Consider the following 18,076-nt stretch of genomic DNA (forward strand, 5'->3'; position numbering starts at 1 on the left):
GAATCCCTCCTACGGGCGATGCACCAAGCCGGCACGTCGTGTTACACAGTGGCACCTGGAATCACAATAACAACAAGGAGTCCCCATGAAACGCAGCTTGACCGCTCTCGCGCTGTTGATCGTCGTGCTGGCCGCCGGCGCCGGCTGGTACCTCTACAGCAAGCAGCCGTCACGCCAGGGCATGGTGGAACTGCAACACCTGCAAGGCTCGGTCACCGTGCGCTACGACGAGCGCGGCGTTCCGCATATCCGCGCCGACAACGAAACCGACCTGTACCGCGCGCTCGGCTACGTGCATGCCCAGGACCGCCTGTTCCAGATGGAAGTCCTGCGTCGTCTGGCTCGTGGCGAACTGGCCGAGGTGCTTGGAACGAAGCTGCTCGACACCGACAAACTGATGCGCAGCCTGCGCATTCGCGAACGCGCTGAAACCTACTTCGCCAATCTCGACAAACAGTCACCCTCGTTCATCGCCATGCAGGCCTATCTGGACGGCATCAACCAGTATCAGGACAGCCACGCCAAACCCGTGGAGTTCGATGTGCTGGGCATTCCAAAACGCCCGTTCACCGCCCAGGACACCATCAGCATTGCCGGTTACATGGCCTACAGTTTTGCGGCGGCCTTTCGTACCGAACCCTTGCTGACATTCGTGCGCGATCAACTGGGCCCCGACTACCTAAGCGTTTTCGATCTCGACTGGCAGTCCAAAGGCGTGCTCAACGGGACCGCACCTTCCCTGGCCAGCGTCGACTGGAAAGACCTCAACGCCCTCGCCCGCCTGAGCGAACAGGCCTTGGCTGACAACGGCCTGCCCCAGTTCGAGGGCAGTAACGCCTGGGTCGTCGCGGGCAGCCGGACCCAAAGCGGCAAGCCGCTACTGGCGGGCGATCCGCATATCCGTTTCTCCGCGCCGTCGGTGTGGTACGAAGCGCAGCTCTCGGCGCCGGGCTTCGAACTCTACGGCCACTACCAGGCCTTGATGCCGTTCGCCTCCCTGGGCATGAACAACGACTTCGGCTGGAGCATCACCATGTTCCAGAACGACGACCTCGACCTGATCGCCGAGAAGGTCAACCCGGACAATCCCAATCAGGTCTGGTATCGCGGCAAGTGGGTGGACATGGTCACCAGCGAACAGAAGATTGCGGTCAAGGGCCAGGAACCGGTGACGCTGGTGCTGCGCCAGTCGCCCCACGGCCCGATCGTCAACGATGCCTTGGGCAGCGGCGTCGGCAAGACACCGATTGCCATGTGGTGGGCGTTTCTCGAAAGCCAGAACCCGATTCTGGACGGTTTCTACCAGCTCAACCGCGCCGACAGCCTGGCCAAGGCCCGCAGTGCTGCGGCAAAAATCCAGGCACCGGGCCTGAACGTCGTATGGGCCAATGCCAAGGGTGACATCGGCTGGTGGGCGGCGGCGCAACTGCCGAAACGTCCGGCGGGTGTACGCCCATGGTTCATCCTCGACGGCAGCACCGCCGAGGCCGACAAGGATGGCTTCTACCCGTTCAGCGCCAACCCTCAGGAAGAAAACCCGGCGCGGGGCTACATCGTCTCGGCCAACTTCCAGCCAGTGTCGCCGACCGGCATGGAGATTCCCGGCTATTACAACCTTGCCGATCGCGGCCAGCAGCTCAATCGCCAGCTCAGCGACAAAGCCGTGAAATGGGACCTGGAAAACAGCCAGAAACTGCAGCTGGGCACTACCACCGCCTACGGCCCGCGCTTGTTGGCGCCGCTGCTGCCGGTGTTGCGCGAAATGGTGAGCGACCCCGCCGAACTCAAACTGGTGGAGCAACTGGCCCAGTGGAAAGGCGACTACCCGCTCGAATCCACCAGCGCCACGCTGTTCAACCAGTTGCTGTTCAACCTGGCTGACGCGACGATGCACGATGAACTGGGTAACGACTTTTTCGAAACACTGCTCTCGACCCGGGTGATCGACGCCGCGCTCCCCCGCCTGGCCGCCAGCGCCGATTCACCGTGGTGGGACAACCGCAGCACCCTCGGCAAGGAAACCCGCGCCGACACGGTGAAGACCGCCTGGCAAGCCAGCCTCGCCCACCTCAAGAGCACCCTCGGCGCAGACGCCTCGCAATGGCAGTGGGGTCGCGCGCACACCTTGACCCATGGTCATCCGCTGGGGCAGCAGAAGCCACTGGACCTGGTCTTCAATGTCGGCCCCTTCGCCGCACCCGGCAGCCATGAAGTGCCGAACAACCTCTCGGCGAAAATTGGCCCGGCACCCTGGCCCGTGACCTACGGCCCTTCGACCCGGCGCCTGATCGACTTCGCCGACCCGGCCCACAGCCTGACCGTCAACCCGGTTGGCCAGAGCGGTGTAGTGTTCGATAGTCATTATGATGATCAGGCTGAGGCCTATATCGAGGGGATGTATTTCCAGGCGCATCTCAATGATGAAGAGGTCACTGCCAATACCCGCAGTACGTTGAAGCTGTTGCCGGCGCGGGTGGCGCCATAGACTTTTGCTGACTGGACTGGCCCCTTCGCGAGCAGGCTCGCTCCCACAGGTTTTGCTGGTGTTCACAAAATTTGTGTTCAACTAGGATCCCTGTGGGAGCGGGCCTGCTCGCGAAGGGGCCCTGACAGACACCCAAAAAATCATTTCAAACCATCGCCGCAAAATTCAACCTGAACTGCTGCGGCGTCACCCCCAATCTGCGATTGAACACACTGCGCATGTGCTGGGCATCGCGAAAGCCGCATTGATAGGCCACGGTCTTGAGCGGCGCACGAGTGCTTTCGAGCATCACCCGCGCCGCATCGACCCGCGCGCGTTCGACGAACTCGGCCGGGGTGATTTTCGCCTCCCTGGCAAACACCCGGGAAAAATTACGCGCACTCATGTTGGCGGCATTGGCCAGGTCGGCGATGGCTAAATCGCCCGTCAGGTTGGCCAGCACGTAATGCTGGACCATCGCCACCGCCGAGTCCGGTTCGGCGTGGGGCGTGAGGAACGGGCTGAACTGCGACTGCCCGCCCGAACGCTGGGTGAACACCACCAGCCGCTTGGCGACATTCAGCGCCACTTCCGGACCGTGATCCCGACCCAACAGATACAACGACAGATCGATCCCCGCCGTGACCCCGGCCGAGGTGAACAGGTCGCCGTCCTCAACGTACAGTCGATCCGCTTCCACCCGGGACGAGGGACACAGCGCCGCCAGATCCGATGCGTCCTGCCAATGCGTGGTGACCGTGCGCCCCTCCAGCAACCCGGCGCGGGCGAGCATGAACGCACCATTGCAGATCGAGCCAAACCGTTGCGCCCGCCCGCAGGCCCCGCGCAACCAGGTGTCGAACGCCACGCCGAAACTCATGAACGGCAATTGCGGCCCGCCAGCCACCAATAACAAGTCGTACGCCTCGAGTGCTTCGCTGAAATGCCGATGGGCATTGAGTGCCAAACCGTTGGAGCACGCCATTATCCCGTGCTCGACGCCGATCACCTCCAGCCGATAGTGATCCTGCGGGGCAAGGAATCGATTGGCCTCGGAAAACACATCCATGGGGCCGGTGACATCCAGCGACTGGACGCCGGCGAAGACCACGATGGCGATGGTTTTACTCATGACGTGAATCGCCTCCTTTGGATCTGATTGCACCGTCCCTTTGTAGGAGCGAGCCTGCTCGCGATGAAATCAAAGACGCCGCGGGGTATCAGGTTCCCCGCGTTATCGTTGACGACCATCGCGAGCAAGCTCGCTCCCACAGGGTTTGCATGCACCCTAGCCAAACCAGGCGCAACAAGCGAGGTTGGCGCGATATGCATGCTCATTGGCCGGGATCGCAGCCATGGCGCGATTGTCCGGTTTCGGGGGGCGGAACAGACTGAAACCCTCAGCGCCACCCAGGCGTTCACGACGAGGAAAACTCCATGAGCACCACCATCGCCGGCATCAGGATCCCCGACAGCGCGCTGGCCAAGGCCACCACCGAATACATCCGTGACATCGAATCGGACCTGCTCTACCACCACTCGCGCCGGGTCTTCCTGTTCGGCGCCCTGAGCGGTGAGCGCAAGCAATTGGCCTACAACCCGGAGTTGCTGTACGTCGGCGCAATGTTCCATGACCTGGGCCTGGTGGAGGGTCACCGCAGCGACAACGAGCGCTTCGAAGTCGATGGCGCCAATGCGGCAGCCGCATTTCTCAAGCCTTACGGGCTGAGCGACGACGATATCGAGCAGGTCTGGCTATCGATTGCCCTGCACACCACACCGGGCGTTCCTCAACACTTGCGACCCACCGTGGCACTGGTAACGGCGGGTGTCGAGATGGACGTGCTGGGCATGGACTACGCGGCGTTCTCCAGCGTGCAGCGTGAAGCGGTGGTGCATGCGCACCCACGGGGCGAGGGGTTCAAGGAGTGCATCATCTGCGCGTTTGCCGATGGCTTGCGTCATCGTCCGCAGACTACGTTCGGGAATGTGAAGACGGATGTGCTGGTGGATCAGGAGCCGGGATTCAAGCCGATGAATTTCGTCGAGGTCATTCGCCAATCCCCGTGGATTGCCTGACCGCCAAAGAACCTGTGGGAGCGAGCTTGCTCGCGATGGCGGCATCACAGTCAACATCGATGTTGAATGTCAGTCCGCTATCGCGAGCAAGCTCGCTCCCACAGGGGGTCGGGTTGACCGCAGTGTTGTGGTCAACCCGACTTCAGGCTCAGGCCGCTTCCGGTGCCTGCGCGCGACGCACGTCCGGTTGCTTCCACGAATCGGCGGCTGCTTCTTCGATCGCTTGCTGGATCGCACGCTTGCGGCTTTCTTCGGCTCGACGGCTGAAGAACCAGACCAGGAAGGTCACGATGGACACCGCCAGCAGGATCAGGCTGGCCACGGCGTTGATCTCGGGCTTCACGCCCAGACGTACCGCCGAGAACACTTCCATCGGCAAGGTCGTGGAGCCCGGGCCCGACACGAAGCTCGCCAGCACCAGGTCATCCAGCGACAGGGCGAAGGACATCATGCCGCCCGCTGCCAGCGACGGCGCGATCATCGGGATGGTGATCAGGAAGAACACCTTCCACGGCTTCGCGCCCAGGTCCATGGCTGCTTCTTCGATAGACAGGTCCAGCTCGCGCAAGCGCGCCGAAACCACCACCGCCACATAAGCGGCACAGAACGTGGTGTGGGCGATCCAGATGGTGACGATGCCGCGTTCCTGCGGCCAGCCGATCATCTGCGCCATGGCCACGAACAGCAGCAACAGCGACAGACCGGTGATCACCTCAGGCATCACCAGCGGCGCGGTGACCAGGCCACCGAACAGGGTGCGGCCCTTGAAGCGCGTAATGCGCGTCAGGACGAACGCCGCCAGGGTACCCAGTGCCACCGCCGCGACGGCCGTGTAGCAGGCGATTTCCAGCGAGCGCACCACCGAGCCCATCAGTTGCGAGTTGTCGAGCAGGCCGACGTACCACTTGATCGACCAGCCGCCCCACACCGTCACCAGTTTCGAGGCGTTGAACGAATAGATCACCAGGATCAGCATCGGCAGGTAGATGAACAACAGACCCACTACCAGCATCAGGCTGGAGAAACGGAAGCGCTTCATTCTTTACCCTCCATTTCCTTGGCCTGACTGCGGTTGAACAGAATGATCGGCACAATCAGGATCGCCAGCATCACCACCGCCAGGGCAGACGCCACCGGCCAGTCACGGTTGTTGAAGAACTCTTGCCAGAGCACTTTACCGATCATCAGGGTTTCCGGGCCGCCGAGCAGTTCCGGGATCACGAACTCGCCCACCACCGGGATGAACACCAGCATGCAGCCAGCGATGATGCCGTTTTTCGACAGCGGCACGGTGATTTTCCAGAAGCTGTTGAAGGTGCTCGAACCCAGGTCGGACGCGGCTTCCAGCAGGCTCTGGTCATGCTTCACCAGGTTGGCGTACAGCGGCAGGATCATGAACGGCAGGTAGGAATAAACCACACCGATGTAGACCGCCAGGTTGGTGTTGAGGATCTGCAGCGGCTCGCTGATCCAGCCCATGCTCATCAGGAAACCGTTGAGCAGGCCGTTGTTGCTGAGGATGCCCATCCACGCATACACGCGGATCAGGATCGCGGTCCAGGTCGGCATCATGATCAGCAGCACCAGCACCGTCTGCACTTCCTTGCGGGCAACGGAGATGCCGTAGGCCATCGGGTAGCCGATCAGCAGGCAGAGAATGGTGCTGAACAGCGCCATCTTCAACGAGCCGAGGTAAGCGGCGATGTACAGTTCGTCACCGGCCAGCATCGCGTAGTTGCCCAGGTTAAGCAGCAACTGCAGCTTCTGCTCGGCGTAGCTGTAGATTTCGGTGTAGGGAGGAATGGCCACGTCCGCTTCGGCGAAGCTGATCTTCAAAACGATGAAGAACGGCAGCATGAAGAACAGGAACAGCCAGATGAAGGGAACCCCGATGACCATCTGACGGCCACCGGGAATTATTCGATTGAGTCGACGCTTGAATTTGCGCATGTTCATGAGCGGAGCACCACGCCGCTATCGTCTTCCCAGTACACGTAGACCTGATCACCCCAGGTCGGACGCTGCCCGCGACGTTCGGCGTTGGCCACGAACGACTGCACCAGCTTGCCGCTTGGCAGCTCGACGTAGAACACCGAGTGCCCGCCCAGGTAGGCGATGTCGTGCACCTTGCCGCTGGACCAGTTGTATTGGCAGGTCGGCATGTCGGCGGTGACCAGCAGTTTTTCCGGACGGATCGCGTAGGTGACCGACTTGTCCTGCACCGAAGTGCTGATGCCGTGGCCGACGTAGATCTGACGATCCAGGTCTTTGCAGGTAATGATCGCGTGGCCTTCGGCGTCATCGATCACTTCGCCTTCGAAGATGTTCACGTTACCGATGAATTCACAGACCAGGCGACTGGTCGGGGTTTCGTAGATGTCGATCGGGCTGCCGATCTGGGCGATCCAGCCCAGGTGCATGATCGCGATGCGCTCGGCCATGGTCATGGCCTCTTCCTGGTCGTGGGTCACCATGACGCAGGTTACGCCGACGCGCTCGATGATCTCCACCAGCTCCAGCTGCATTTGCGAACGCAGCTTCTTGTCCAGGGCGCCCATCGGTTCGTCGAGCAGCAGCAGCTTCGGTCGCTTGGCCAGGGAACGGGCCAGGGCCACACGCTGACGCTGGCCGCCGGACAACTGATGCGGCTTGCGCTTGGCGTACTGGCTCATCTGCACCAGCTTGAGCATGTCGGCCACCCGCGCATCGACTTCGGCGGCAGGCAGTTTGTCCTGCTTGAGGCCGAAGGCGATGTTCTGCGCCACGGTCATGTGCGGGAACAAGGCGTAGGACTGGAACATCATGTTGATCGGCCGCTCGTAGGGCGGCATGTCGGTGATGTCTACGCCATCGAGGAAAATGCGCCCCTCCGTGGGCCGTTCGAAACCTGCGAGCATGCGCAGCAATGTGGACTTGCCCGATCCCGAGCCGCCGAGCAGGGCGAAGATCTCGCCCTTCTTGATTTCCAGGGACACGTCGTCCACGGCAATCGTCTCGTCGAACTTCTTCGTGACCCGGTCGATTTTGACCAGCACCTGTTTAGGTTGCTGGTCGCCCTCGAGGGCTTTCTTATAGGCGCCGGAGGCAACTGCCATTTACGAAACTCCCAAAAAAAAGAGTGCAGGTCGCTCAAGGTGAGCCAACCTTGGATAGTTTGAGCCTTGAAGCTATTTACCCGACTTGACCTTGGTCCAGCTGCGGGTCATCAAGCGTTGAATATTCGGCGGTAATTCGACCGACACGTAGGTCTTGTCGAGCACCTCTTGCGGTGGATAAACCGCTTCATCGGTGCGAATGGACTGTTCCATCAGTTTGTCCGACCCGGGGTTCGGGTTGGCGTAGCCGACGTAATCACTGACCTGGGCGATGACCTCAGGCTTCAGCAAATAGTTGATGAAGGCGTGAGCCTGCTTGACGTTGGCCGAGTCCTTCGGAATCGCCAGCATGTCGAACCAGAGCGCACCGCCCTCTTTCGGGATCGAGTAGGCGATGTTCACGCCTTTCTTGGCTTCTTCGGCGCGGTTCTTGGCCTGGAAGATGTCGCCGGAGAAACCGATCGCCACGCAGATATCGCCGTTGGCCAGGTCCGCGATGTACTTGGAGGAGTGGAAGTAGGTCACGTAAGGGCGCACGGCAAGCAACTTGGCGGTGGCCTTTTCGTAATCCTTGGGATCAGTGCTGTTAGCGTTCAGGCCCATGTAGTTGAGCACTGTCGGCATCATTTCATCGGCGGAATCGAGGAACGCGACGCCACAACTTTGCAGTTTCTTGATGTTCTCCGGCTCGAACAGCACGCCCCACGAATCAATCGTATCGACGCCCAGCACAGCCTTGACCTTGTCGACGTTGTAACCGATGCCGTTGGTGCCCCACAGGTACGGCACGGCGTACAGGTTGCCCGGATCGTTCTGCTCCAGGCGCTTGAGCAGCACCGGGTCGAGGTTCGAATAGTTCGGCAGCTGCGACTTGTCGAGCTTCTGGAATGCCCCGGCCTTGATCTGTTTGCCGAGGAAGTGGTTCGACGGCACGACCACGTCGTAGCCGGTACGCCCGGCCAGCAACTTGCCTTCCAGGGTTTCGTTGGAATCGAAAACGTCATAAACCGGCTTGATCCCGGTCTCTTTCTGGAAGTCGGCCAGGGTGGTCTCGCCGATGTAGTCCGACCAGTTATAAATATGCACGGTACCGGCGGCCTGGACACTGACGGCAATCGTCAGCCCGGCGCCGACCAGCATGGCATTGCGCAACAAAGAAAAAATAGGCACGTGGAGGTCCTCTGAAATTAGTTGGGCCCAAGTTGCCCCGCGTTACATGACAACCGTGGTTGCCCGGCAACAAAACCGGCGCGCAACTTACCCTCGAAAAACCGTTCCAGCAAAACTTTTGTACAGATATCTGTAGGAGCGAGCCTGCTCGCGATGTCATCAACGATGACGCGGGGTGCCTGACACCCCGCGGTGCTCTCCGGTTCATCGCGAGCAGGCTCGCTCCTACAGGGTTTTACTTATTTACCCGATTTGATCTTGGTCCAGCTGCGGGTCATGATCCGCTGGGTCGCGGCCGGCAAGTCGGCAATCGCGTACAGCTTGGCCAGCACGTCCGCCGGCGGGTAAACGCCCGGGTCGCTGGTGATGTCTTTGTCGACCAGCGCAGTTGCAGCCGCGTTACCGTTCGGGAAACGTACGGCGTTGGTGATTTCAGCCATGATTTCCGGCTTCTGCAGGAAGGTCATGAACTTGTAGGCGCCTTCGACGTTTTCGGCATCTTTAGGGATGGCGACCATGTCGTAGAAGCTGCCGGCACCTTCTTTCGGAATGTTGTAGCTGACCTTCACCTTGTCACCGGCTTCGGCAGCGCGGGATTTGGCCTGGTAAATGTCACCCGAGTAACCCACGGCCACACAGATGTTGCCGTTGGCCAGGTCGGAGATGTACTTGGAGGAGTGGAAGTAGGCGATCGAAGGACGGACCTTCATGATCAGCGCTTCAGCCTTGTCGATGTCTTCTTTCTTCTGGCTGTCGGTTGGCAGGCCCAGGTAGTGCAGCGCCACCGGAATCATCTCGGTTGGCGAGTCCAGCAGGCTGATACCACACGCTTTCAGCTTGGCGGCGTTTTCAGGCTTGAAGATCAGGTCCCAGGAATCGACCGGTGCGTCGGCACCCAGTGCCGCCTTGACCTTCTCGGCGTTGAAACCAATACCGATCGAACCCCACATGTACGGGAAGGCGTGTTCATTGCCCGGGTCGCTCACGGAAACGGCCTTGAGCAGGTCGGTGTTCAGGTTCTTCCAGTTAGGCAACTTGGACTTGTCCAGCTTCTGGTAGACGCCAGCCTTGATCTGCTTGGCCAGGAAGTTGTTCGACGGTACGACGATGTCGTAGCCGGACTTGCCTGCCAGCAACTTGGCTTCCAGGGTTTCGTTGCTGTCGAAGACGTCATAGACAACCTTGATGCCCGACTCATCTTCAAACTTCTTGACGGTGTCCGGTGCGATGTAGTCGGACCAGTTGTACACGTGCAGTACTTTGTCATCGGCCTGAACCGCGCCCGCCATCAAACCCATCACGGACATGGCAAGCAGAGTCTTGCCAGCGAGCTTTTTACCTAGTGCCTTCATGCGTAATGCTCCAAATTTTTCTTTTTTGAACCACTTGTTCAGCGACCGAACCCGGGCAACTGGAACCGCGGCTAGTCTGGCAAGATCCACATCGGTCTTTCAAGGAAACGGCCACGCTTTCTGACAGTTCTGAGCGAAAGTTCCTACTTCATATGCAGAACTTCGGACTTCCGCTCAGAGCCTAGCACTTAGCCCTGCAATGCACTCAGGGTCAGGTCAAGACACTTGCGAGCCTTGGTCACCAGTTCATCGATTTCCGCCGGTGTAATCACCAGTGGCGGAGCGATGATCATGGTGTCGCCGACGGCGCGCATGATCAGGCCGTTGTCGAAGCAGAACTGACGGCAGATCATGCCGACGCCCTTGCCCTCGTAACGCTTGCGCGTGGCCTTGTCCTGGACCAGTTCGATGGCCCCCAACAAACCGACCCCGCGAACTTCACCCACCAGCGGGTGATCGTTCAGTTCCCGCAGACGCTTTTGCAAATACGGTGCCGTTTCTGCATGGACGCGCTCGATAATTTTCTCGTCGCGCATGATGCGGATGTTTTCCAGCGCCACCGCAGCCGCCACCGGGTGACCGGAGTACGTGAAGCCGTGGTTGAAGTCGCCGCCTTCGTTGAGCACGTCCACCACTTCATCACGCACGATCAGGCCGCCCATCGGGATGTAGCCCGAGGTCAGGCCCTTGGCGATGGTCATCATGTCGGGCTTGAGGCCGTAGAAATCGCTGCCGAACCACTCGCCGGTACGACCGAAACCGCAAATCACTTCGTCAGCCACGAACAGGATGTCGTACTTGGCGAGGATTTCCTTGATGCGCGGCCAGTAGGTGTCTGGCGGAATGATCACGCCACCGGCGCCCTGGATCGGCTCGGCAATAAAGGCACCGACGTTGTCGACGCCGACTTCCAGAATCTTTTCTTCCAGCTGATTGGCCGCCCACACACCGAATTCTTCCGGGGTCATGTCGCCGCCTTCGGCGAACCAGTACGGCTGGGCAATGTGGACGATGCCCGGGATCGGCAAGTCGCCCTGTTCATGCATGTACGTCATGCCACCCAGGCTCGCGCCGGCCACGGTGGAACCGTGATAGCCGTTCTTGCGGCTGATGATGACTTTTTTCTTCGGCTGGCCCTTGATCGCCCAATAGTGACGAACCATGCGCAGCATGGTGTCGTTACCTTCAGAGCCGGAACCGGTGAAGAACACATGGTTCATGCCTTGCGGCGCGATGTCGGCGATGGCCTTGGCCAGTTCCAGTACCGGCGGGTGCGCCGTCTGGAAGAACAGGTTGTAGTAAGGCAGCTCGCGCATCTGCTTACTGGCGGCATCGGCCAGTTCATCGCGACCATAACCAATCGCGACACACCACAGGCCGGCCATGCCGTCGAGGATCTTGTTGCCTTCGCTGTCCCAGAGGTAAACGCCCTTGGCATTGGTGATGATCCGCGGGCCTTTCTCTTTCAGCTGCTTGAAGTCGCTGAACGGGGCCAGGTGGTGATCGTTGCTCAGGGTTTGCCATTCACGGGTTTGCGGGTTGTTGCTGGTCATGTGAATCTCCTAAAAAAAATCAGGTGAAGGCGCCGCTCGACTGCGGCGGCGCCCGGCGTATCAGACGGCAAAGAGCAGGAATTCCCTTTCCCACGAACTGATCACGCGCTTGAAGTTTTCATGCTCGGCCCGCTTGACCGCGACGTAGCCAGTGATGAAATTTTTGCCCAGGTAGCGCTCGATGATCGCGCTGTTTTCCATGCGCTCCAGTGCGTCTTCGATGGTCAGGGGCAGGCGCAGGTTGCGGCGTTCATAGCCACGCCCTACCACCGGCGCACTCGGGTTCAGGCCTTCGACCATACCGATGTACCCGCAGAGCAGGCTCGCGGCAATCGCCAGGTACGGGTTGGCATCGGCGCCCGGCAGGCGGTTTTCCACCCGACGGTTATTCGGCCCGGCATCCGGGACCCGCAGGCCCACGGTGCGGTTCTCTTCGCCCCACTCCACGTTCACCGGCGCCGAGGTATCGGGCAGGAAGCGGCGGAACGAGTTGACGTTGGGGGCGAACAGCGGCAACAGCTCGGGAATGAGTTTCTGCAAGCCACCGATGTGGTGCAGGAACAACTGGCTCATGGTCCCGTCTTCATTGGAGAAAATGTTCCTGCCGGTCTCGATGTCGATGATGCTCTGGTGCAAGTGCATGGCGCTGCCCGGCTCGCCGGTCATCGGCTTGGCCATGAAGGTCGCGGCCACGTTGTGCTTGAGCGCGGCCTCGCGCATGGTGCGCTTGAACACCAGGATCTGGTCGGCCAGGGACAGGGCATCGCCGTGACGGAAGTTGATTTCCATCTGCGCCGTGCCGTCCTCGTGGATCAGCGTGTCGAGGTCCAGGTCCTGCAGTTCACACCAGTCGTAGACGTCTTCGAACAGCGGATCGAACTCGTTCGCCGCTTCAATGGAGAACGACTGGCGACCGGTTTCCGGGCGACCGGAGCGGCCAATTGGCGGCTGCAGCGGGTAGTCCGGGTCGTCGCTGCGCTTGGTCAGGTAAAACTCCATTTCCGGCGCCACGATGGGCTGCCAGCCTTTGTCGGAATAGAGTTTCAGGACTTTCTTGAGCACGTTGCGCGGCGACAGCTCGATCGGGTTGCCTTGCTTGTCGTAGGTATCGTGGATAACGATGGCGGTCGGCTCAATGGCCCACGGCACCAGGTATACCGCACTCTGGTCGGGACGGCAGATCATGTCGATGTCGGCCGGGTCGAGCAGTTCGTAATAGATGTCGTCTTCGACGTAATCGCCGGTCACGGTCTGCAGCAGAACGCTTTCTGGCAGGCGCATGCCTTTTTCGGCGATGAATTTGTTGGTCGGCGAAATCTTGCCCCGGGTAATCCCGGTCAAGTCGGCGATCATGCATTCGACTTCTGTGATCTTGTGGTTTTTCAACCAATCGGTGAGCTGGTCGAGGTTGTTACTCATAAATGCCTCTAGGCTTGAGTTGTCTGACCCTTTTAAGGTCAGGCGTTGTTTGACGCATCGGCGTCGCGTTGTAGAGCGTTTGCGCGGCAGATTAGCGTGTTTGCCAACACTGCCGCAGAGGCCGGGCGTGCAGAATCACGAGCGATGCCCCGAACGATGGTCAGGCCGCTATTGTGAATCGGTTCTATATTGAATGGAGTAACCGTAATGGGGGTGCCATCGCGACCGTCCAGAATATCGGACGGGGACGGTTGAACCGTCGCGGATGGGAGGATCACCGCAAGCGCCGAGACCACGGAACGGACGGCCGTGTCATCACTGATGTGATAAACATGCCGACCGAGCTGTCTTGAGCAGTCGGTGACGCCGATTATCGGCAGGCGAGACATGAAGCACCCCGGTATTATTGCTGTTATGGGTTTGATTCGAGCTTAGCCTTGTTCATTTTTTTACACAACACCCCCGTAAAAAATACAACACGGCCCGCTCAAGCTCGCGGCCGCCGCTACGTCCAGCGGAGTAAAATCGCCCCAAAGTGCCTCAAAAAAGCCATACGAGCGCTTTTTTAGGGCAAAAAAGGCCTCGCTTGACTTCGGCATGCCGTTCGGGTTGACTGAAACCAGAAAAGATCAATGATTGATATTTTTAACAACAAAGGTGTTGCATCATGTCGGTACCCCCGCGTGCCGTTCAGCTTAACGAAGCGAACGCGTTCCTTAAGGAACATCCTGAGGTTCTGTACGTTGACCTTCTGATTGCGGATATGAATGGTGTGGTGCGCGGCAAGCGCATCGAACGCACCAGCCTCCACAAGGTTTACGAGAAAGGCATCAACCTGCCGGCCTCTCTATTTGCTCTGGATATCAACGGCTCGACGGTGGAAAGCACCGGCCTGGGCCTGGACATCGGTGATGCTGACCGAATCTGCTATCCAATCCCCGATACCCTGTGCAACGAGCCATGGCAGAAGCGCCCGACCGCGCAACTGTTGATGACCATGCACGAACTCGAAGGCGAACCCTTCTTCGCCGACCCGCGTGAAGTGCTGGCCAATGTGGTGCGCAAGTTCGACGAAATGGGCCTGACCATCTGCGCCGCGTTCGAACTGGAGTTCTACCTGATCGATCAGGAGAACGTGAACGGTCGTCCGCAACCACCTCGCTCGCCGGTTTCCGGCAAACGTCCGCACTCGACCCAGGTCTACCTGATCGACGACCTCGACGAATACGTCGACTGCCTCCAGGACATTCTGGAAGGTGCCAAAGAGCAAGGCATTCCGGCCGACGCCATCGTCAAGGAAAGTGCCCCGGCGCAGTTCGAAGTGAACCTGCACCACGTGGCCGATCCGATCAAGGCCTGCGACTACGCGGTCCTGCTCAAGCGCCTGATCAAGAACATCGCCTACGACCATGAAATGGACACCACCTTCATGGCCAAGCCTTACCCAGGCCAGGCGGGTAATGGTCTGCACGTCCACATCTCGATTCTCGACAAAGACGGCAAGAACATTTTTGCCAGCGAGGATCCCGAGCAGAACGCCGCACTGCGTCACGCGATCGGCGGTGTGCTCGAGACCCTACCGGCGCAGATGGCTTTCCTCTGCCCGAACGTCAACTCCTACCGTCGTTTCGGCGCACAGTTCTACGTGCCGAACTCGCCGTGCTGGGGCCTGGACAACCGCACCGTAGCGATTCGCGTGCCGACCGGTTCCGCCGATGCCGTACGCATCGAACACCGTGTGGCCGGCGCCGATGCCAACCCGTACCTGCTGATGGCTTCGGTCCTGGCAGGCGTGCACCACGGTCTGGTCAACAAGGTCGAACCTGGCGCTCCGGTCGAAGGCAACAGCTACGAGCAAAACGAGCAAAGCCTGCCGAACAACCTGCGTGATGCGCTGCGCGAGCTGGACGACAGCGAAGTCATGGCCAAGTACATCGATCCGAAATACATCGATATCTTCGTGGCCTGTAAAGAGAGCGAGCTGGAGGAGTTCGAACACTCCATCTCCGACCTCGAGTACAACTGGTACCTGCATACCGTGTAAGCGGTTGCAGTAAAAAAACGCCGCCGGCTGCTGAAGCCTGCGGCGTTTTTTTATGGGTAATTTCAGTTGGACCGAGTCGCCTGCTTCGCGAGCAAGCCCGCTCCCACACTGGAGCTGCGCTGTACACAAACTCCATGTTCACCAAGGGCCAAATGTGGGAGCGGGCTTGCTCGCGAAGGCGTCCGGGCAGACAACACACAACCCGACTCGTACAATGCCCGCTGCCCCGCAGGAGACTCCAATGACACGCGTAGCCACCCCCCGCAAACCCCGCGCACGCAGCCAGGCCCGGATCGATTCGATACTCGATGCGGCCCGCACGCTGTTGGCCGCCGAGGGCGTGGCCAGTCTGTCGATCTACAGTGTCGCCGAGCGCGCGGAGATTCCGCCCTCCTCGGTCTACCATTTCTTCGCCAGCGTGCCGGCGTTGCTCGAAGCCTTGACCGCCGACGTCCATGCGGCCTTCCGCGCCTGCCTGCAAGCACCCATCGATCATCACGCCCTTGGCAGCTGGCGCGACCTGTCACGCCTGGTGGAACAACGCATGCTCGACATCTACGCAGAGGACGCCGCCGCCCGCCAACTCATTCTGGCCCAGCACGGCCTGACCGAAGTCACCCAGGCCGACCGCCAGCACGACCTCGAACTGGGCGAGCTGATGCACAAGCTGTTCGATCACCACTTCGAACTGCCGACGCTGCCGGGTGATGTCGATGTGTTCGCCCTGGCCATGGAGCTTGGCGACCGGGTGTATGCGCGCTCGGTGCAGCAGCACGGGCAGATTACGCCGCGCATGGCCGAGGAAGGGATGCGGGTGTTTGATGCTTATGTAGGGCTTTATCTACCGCCATACTTGCCCAAGCGCGGCATTCCATCCTGATTTCTTGATTGGCCTTACTGGCCTCTTCGCGAGCAGGCTCGCTCCCACATTTGAAAAGCATTCCCCTGTGGGAGCGAGCCTGCTCGCGAAGGCCGCACCACCGATCCCGATGAATCACACGCACAAAAAAACCCCGAAGGGCTCAAACCCTTCGGGGTTGTTGTTTACGCATGTGGCTTACAACTTGGCGATCGACACCTCGGTGGATTTCACAAACGCGATCACTTCACTGCCCACCGCCAGTTCCAGCTCTTTCACCGAGCGCGTGGTGATCACCGAAGTGACGATGCCGGAAGCGGTCTGCACGTCGATTTCCGACAGCACGTCGCCGAGGACGATTTCCTTGATGGAGCCTTTGAACTGGTTGCGAACGTTGATGGCCTTGATAGTCATGATGTTGATTCCTGTCGTTGGGTAAGACTTGAATTATTGAGCCCAGCGCAATTGCGTAGGCAAGGGTGAAACAGGTTCCGGCTCCGGTGGTTGGCCGGGCAGCGCCAGCACGCGATTGAGGACTTCGGTTTCCAGCGCCGCCAGCCGATGGGAGCCGCGCACTCGAGGGCGCGGCAGTTCCACGTGCAGGTCGAGGCCGACTTCGCCGTCTTCGATCAGGATCACCCGATCGGCAATCGCCACCGCTTCACTGACGTCATGGGTCACCAGCAACACCGTAAAACCGTGCTGCTGCCAGAGCCGTTCGATCAGTTGCTGCATTTCAATTCGGGTCAGGGCATCCAGCGCACCCAAGGGTTCATCGAGCAACAGCAGGCGCGGCTGATGAATCAACGCACGGGCCAAAGCCACGCGTTGCTTCTGTCCACCGGACAACGCTGCCGGCCATTCGTTGGCGCGGTCGGCCAGCCCCACCGCGTCCAAGGCTTCAAGCGCTTGCGGCCGCCAGTTGCCCTTGAGGCCCAGACCGACGTTGTCGATGATCTTTTTCCACGGCAGCAAACGCGCTTCCTGGAACATCAGCCGCGTGTCTTCCCGCGCGTCACTCAATGGCGCCGCACCGGCGAGCAATTCACCACCGGTGGGCCGGTCAAGGCCGGCGAGCAATCGCAGCAAGGTGCTTTTGCCGCAACCGCTACGCCCCACCACGGCGACAAACTGGCCCGCCGGAATGTGCAGGTCGATCTCGCGCAGCACCTGCCGCGAGCCAAAGGTTTTTTGCAGCTTGCGTACCGCGAGCGGAATGCCGCGCAGCAGGCGTGGAGGTTGTTCCGCGATCATGCCGCACCTCCCTTGGCAACCTGATACGCCGGGTGCCAGCGCAGCCACACACGCTCAAGTCCACGGGCCGCGAGGTCGGCCAGTTTGCCGAGCACCGCGTAGAGCAAAATCGCCAGCACCACCACGTCGGTCTGCAAGAACTCCCGGGCATTCATCGCCAGATAACCGATACCGGAACTGGCGGAAATGGTTTCCGCGACGATCAACGTCAGCCACATGAAGCCGAGGGCGAAGCGCACGCCAACCAGAATCGAAGGCAGTGCCCCCGGCAGGATCACCTGCCAGAACAGGCTGAAGCCGGTCAGGCCATAGCTGCGCGCCATCTCCACCAGCGCCGGGTCGACGTTGCGGATGCCGTGATAGGTGTTGAGGTAAATCGGGAACAGCGTGCCCAGCGCCACCAGGAAAATCTTTGCCGACTCATCGATGCCGAACCACAGGATCACCAGCGGAATCAGCGCTAGGTGCGGCACGTTGCGGATCATCTGCACCGAACTGTCGAGCAGGCGTTCGCCCCACTTCGACAGGCCGGTGATGAAGCCGAGCGTCAGGCCGATGCCGCCACCGATGGTGAAGCCCAGCGCGGCACGCCAGCCACTGATCGCCAGGTGCGTCCAGATTTCGCCGCTGCGCACCAGGTTCACGCCAGCTTCGATCACGGCAACCGGCGCCGGCAGAATCCGTGTCGACAACCAGCCCGCCGACACACTCAACTGCCACACCGCCAGCAACAACACCGGCAACGCCCAGGGCGCGAGACTGTGGATGATTTTCTTCATGACCGCGC

The 18,076-nt window shown here is 60.2% G+C and carries 16 protein-coding genes; 4 read left to right on the plus strand and 12 right to left on the minus strand.

All coding sequences use genetic code 11. The annotated features are described in order from the left end of the window. The first annotated feature begins 85 nt into the window (after positions 1–85). A complete protein-coding gene (locus KW838_RS09360) occupies positions 86–2,485 on the plus strand; it encodes a penicillin acylase family protein (protein ID WP_218500962.1) in 2,400 nt (799 codons plus the stop codon). 145 nt (positions 2,486–2,630) lie between these two features. On the opposite strand, the gene KW838_RS09365 is transcribed toward KW838_RS09360, so the two are convergent. Continuing rightward, positions 2,631–3,596: a GlxA family transcriptional regulator gene (locus tag KW838_RS09365; protein ID WP_218500963.1), complete on the minus strand. Its 966-nt coding sequence runs from the start codon at positions 3,594–3,596 to the stop codon at positions 2,631–2,633. Positions 3,597–3,901: 305 nt separating this feature from the next. Between KW838_RS09365 and KW838_RS09370 the strand changes: the two genes are divergently transcribed. Continuing rightward, positions 3,902–4,543, plus strand: a complete 642-nt coding sequence (locus KW838_RS09370; RefSeq protein ID WP_102699616.1) for an HD domain-containing protein — start codon at positions 3,902–3,904, stop codon at positions 4,541–4,543. A 148-nt stretch (positions 4,544–4,691) separates the two neighbouring features. On the opposite strand, the gene KW838_RS09375 is transcribed toward KW838_RS09370, so the two are convergent. The 8 genes from KW838_RS09375 to KW838_RS09410 all read right to left on the minus strand — a co-directional run bounded on the left by KW838_RS09375 (position 4,692) and on the right by KW838_RS09410 (position 13,521). Then, positions 4,692–5,582: an ABC transporter permease subunit gene (locus KW838_RS09375; RefSeq protein ID WP_015097268.1), complete on the minus strand. Its 891-nt coding sequence runs from the start codon at positions 5,580–5,582 to the stop codon at positions 4,692–4,694. Further along, positions 5,579–6,460, minus strand: coding sequence for an ABC transporter permease subunit (locus KW838_RS09380; RefSeq protein WP_173900802.1), 882 nt, complete (start codon positions 6,458–6,460; stop codon positions 5,579–5,581). The genes KW838_RS09375 and KW838_RS09380 overlap by 4 nt, the downstream gene beginning before the upstream one ends. Positions 6,461–6,495: 35 nt before the next feature. Then, positions 6,496–7,638, minus strand: coding sequence for an ABC transporter ATP-binding protein (locus tag KW838_RS09385; protein WP_095964263.1), 1,143 nt, complete (start codon positions 7,636–7,638; stop codon positions 6,496–6,498). Between the two features lie 72 nt (positions 7,639–7,710). Beyond that, the gene (locus tag KW838_RS09390) at positions 7,711–8,808 is read right to left on the minus strand and encodes a polyamine ABC transporter substrate-binding protein (RefSeq protein WP_102699618.1); all 1,098 of its coding nucleotides are present in this window, start codon (positions 8,806–8,808) and stop codon (positions 7,711–7,713) included. A 239-nt stretch (positions 8,809–9,047) separates the two neighbouring features. Then, on the minus strand, positions 9,048–10,160 hold the full coding sequence (locus KW838_RS09395) for a polyamine ABC transporter substrate-binding protein (protein ID WP_007976361.1): 1,113 nt from the start codon (positions 10,158–10,160) through the stop codon (positions 9,048–9,050). A gap of 188 nt (positions 10,161–10,348) precedes the next feature. Beyond that, positions 10,349–11,713, minus strand: a complete 1,365-nt coding sequence (locus tag KW838_RS09400; protein WP_102699619.1) for an aspartate aminotransferase family protein — start codon at positions 11,711–11,713, stop codon at positions 10,349–10,351. A 60-nt stretch (positions 11,714–11,773) separates the two neighbouring features. Next, the gene (locus KW838_RS09405; protein WP_102699620.1) at positions 11,774–13,132 is read right to left on the minus strand and encodes a glutamine synthetase family protein; all 1,359 of its coding nucleotides are present in this window, start codon (positions 13,130–13,132) and stop codon (positions 11,774–11,776) included. 38 nt (positions 13,133–13,170) lie between these two features. Then, a complete protein-coding gene (locus KW838_RS09410; protein ID WP_218500964.1) occupies positions 13,171–13,521 on the minus strand; it encodes a gamma-glutamyl-gamma-aminobutyrate hydrolase family protein in 351 nt (116 codons plus the stop codon). Between the two features lie 278 nt (positions 13,522–13,799). On the opposite strand from KW838_RS09410, the gene KW838_RS09415 reads away from it, so the two are divergent. Beyond that, the gene (locus tag KW838_RS09415) at positions 13,800–15,176 is read left to right on the plus strand and encodes a glutamine synthetase family protein (protein ID WP_007976355.1); all 1,377 of its coding nucleotides are present in this window, start codon (positions 13,800–13,802) and stop codon (positions 15,174–15,176) included. Positions 15,177–15,417: 241 nt separating this feature from the next. Next, the gene (locus KW838_RS09420) at positions 15,418–16,056 is read left to right on the plus strand and encodes a TetR/AcrR family transcriptional regulator (RefSeq protein WP_218500965.1); all 639 of its coding nucleotides are present in this window, start codon (positions 15,418–15,420) and stop codon (positions 16,054–16,056) included. A 177-nt stretch (positions 16,057–16,233) separates the two neighbouring features. Here KW838_RS09420 and KW838_RS09425 read toward each other — a convergent pair whose 3' ends face one another. Genes KW838_RS09425 through ssuC form a run of 3 tightly spaced genes read right to left on the minus strand, consistent with a single transcriptional unit; the run spans position 16,234 to position 18,068 of the window. Continuing rightward, a complete protein-coding gene (locus KW838_RS09425) occupies positions 16,234–16,449 on the minus strand; it encodes a molybdopterin-binding protein (protein ID WP_007967989.1) in 216 nt (71 codons plus the stop codon). 33 nt (positions 16,450–16,482) lie between these two features. After that, on the minus strand, positions 16,483–17,289 hold the full coding sequence (gene ssuB / locus KW838_RS09430) for an aliphatic sulfonates ABC transporter ATP-binding protein (RefSeq protein ID WP_102699623.1): 807 nt from the start codon (positions 17,287–17,289) through the stop codon (positions 16,483–16,485). Beyond that, positions 17,286–18,068 (minus strand): aliphatic sulfonate ABC transporter permease SsuC, encoded by a 783-nt coding sequence (ssuC, locus tag KW838_RS09435; protein ID WP_218500966.1) that lies wholly within the window; start codon positions 18,066–18,068, stop codon positions 17,286–17,288. The genes ssuB and ssuC overlap by 4 nt, the downstream gene beginning before the upstream one ends. Between the last annotated feature and the right edge of the window lie 8 nt (positions 18,069–18,076).

Origin of the sequence: Pseudomonas sp. PDM27, from assembly GCF_019219205.1 — a bacterium.
In the GTDB taxonomy this organism is placed as follows: Bacteria; Pseudomonadota; Gammaproteobacteria; order Pseudomonadales; family Pseudomonadaceae; genus Aquipseudomonas; species Aquipseudomonas laurylsulfatiphila.

Coding starts and splice junctions, on each gene's coding strand:
- KW838_RS09410 (WP_218500964.1), bottom strand. CDS start 13,521: ATGTCTCGCCTGCCGATAATCGGCGTCACCGACTGCTCAAGACAGCTC.
- KW838_RS09400 (WP_102699619.1), bottom strand. CDS start 11,713: ATGACCAGCAACAACCCGCAAACCCGTGAATGGCAAACCCTGAGCAAC.
- KW838_RS09395 (WP_007976361.1), bottom strand. CDS start 10,160: ATGAAGGCACTAGGTAAAAAGCTCGCTGGCAAGACTCTGCTTGCCATG.
- KW838_RS09425 (WP_007967989.1), bottom strand. CDS start 16,449: ATGACTATCAAGGCCATCAACGTTCGCAACCAGTTCAAAGGCTCCATC.
- KW838_RS09385 (WP_095964263.1), bottom strand. CDS start 7,638: ATGGCAGTTGCCTCCGGCGCCTATAAGAAAGCCCTCGAGGGCGACCAG.
- KW838_RS09420 (WP_218500965.1), top strand. CDS start 15,418: ATGACACGCGTAGCCACCCCCCGCAAACCCCGCGCACGCAGCCAGGCC.
- ssuC (WP_218500966.1), bottom strand. CDS start 18,068: ATGAAGAAAATCATCCACAGTCTCGCGCCCTGGGCGTTGCCGGTGTTG.
- KW838_RS09365 (WP_218500963.1), bottom strand. CDS start 3,596: ATGAGTAAAACCATCGCCATCGTGGTCTTCGCCGGCGTCCAGTCGCTG.
- KW838_RS09405 (WP_102699620.1), bottom strand. CDS start 13,132: ATGAGTAACAACCTCGACCAGCTCACCGATTGGTTGAAAAACCACAAG.
- KW838_RS09375 (WP_015097268.1), bottom strand. CDS start 5,582: ATGAAGCGCTTCCGTTTCTCCAGCCTGATGCTGGTAGTGGGTCTGTTG.
- ssuB (WP_102699623.1), bottom strand. CDS start 17,289: ATGATCGCGGAACAACCTCCACGCCTGCTGCGCGGCATTCCGCTCGCG.
- KW838_RS09360 (WP_218500962.1), top strand. CDS start 86: ATGAAACGCAGCTTGACCGCTCTCGCGCTGTTGATCGTCGTGCTGGCC.
- KW838_RS09415 (WP_007976355.1), top strand. CDS start 13,800: ATGTCGGTACCCCCGCGTGCCGTTCAGCTTAACGAAGCGAACGCGTTC.
- KW838_RS09370 (WP_102699616.1), top strand. CDS start 3,902: ATGAGCACCACCATCGCCGGCATCAGGATCCCCGACAGCGCGCTGGCC.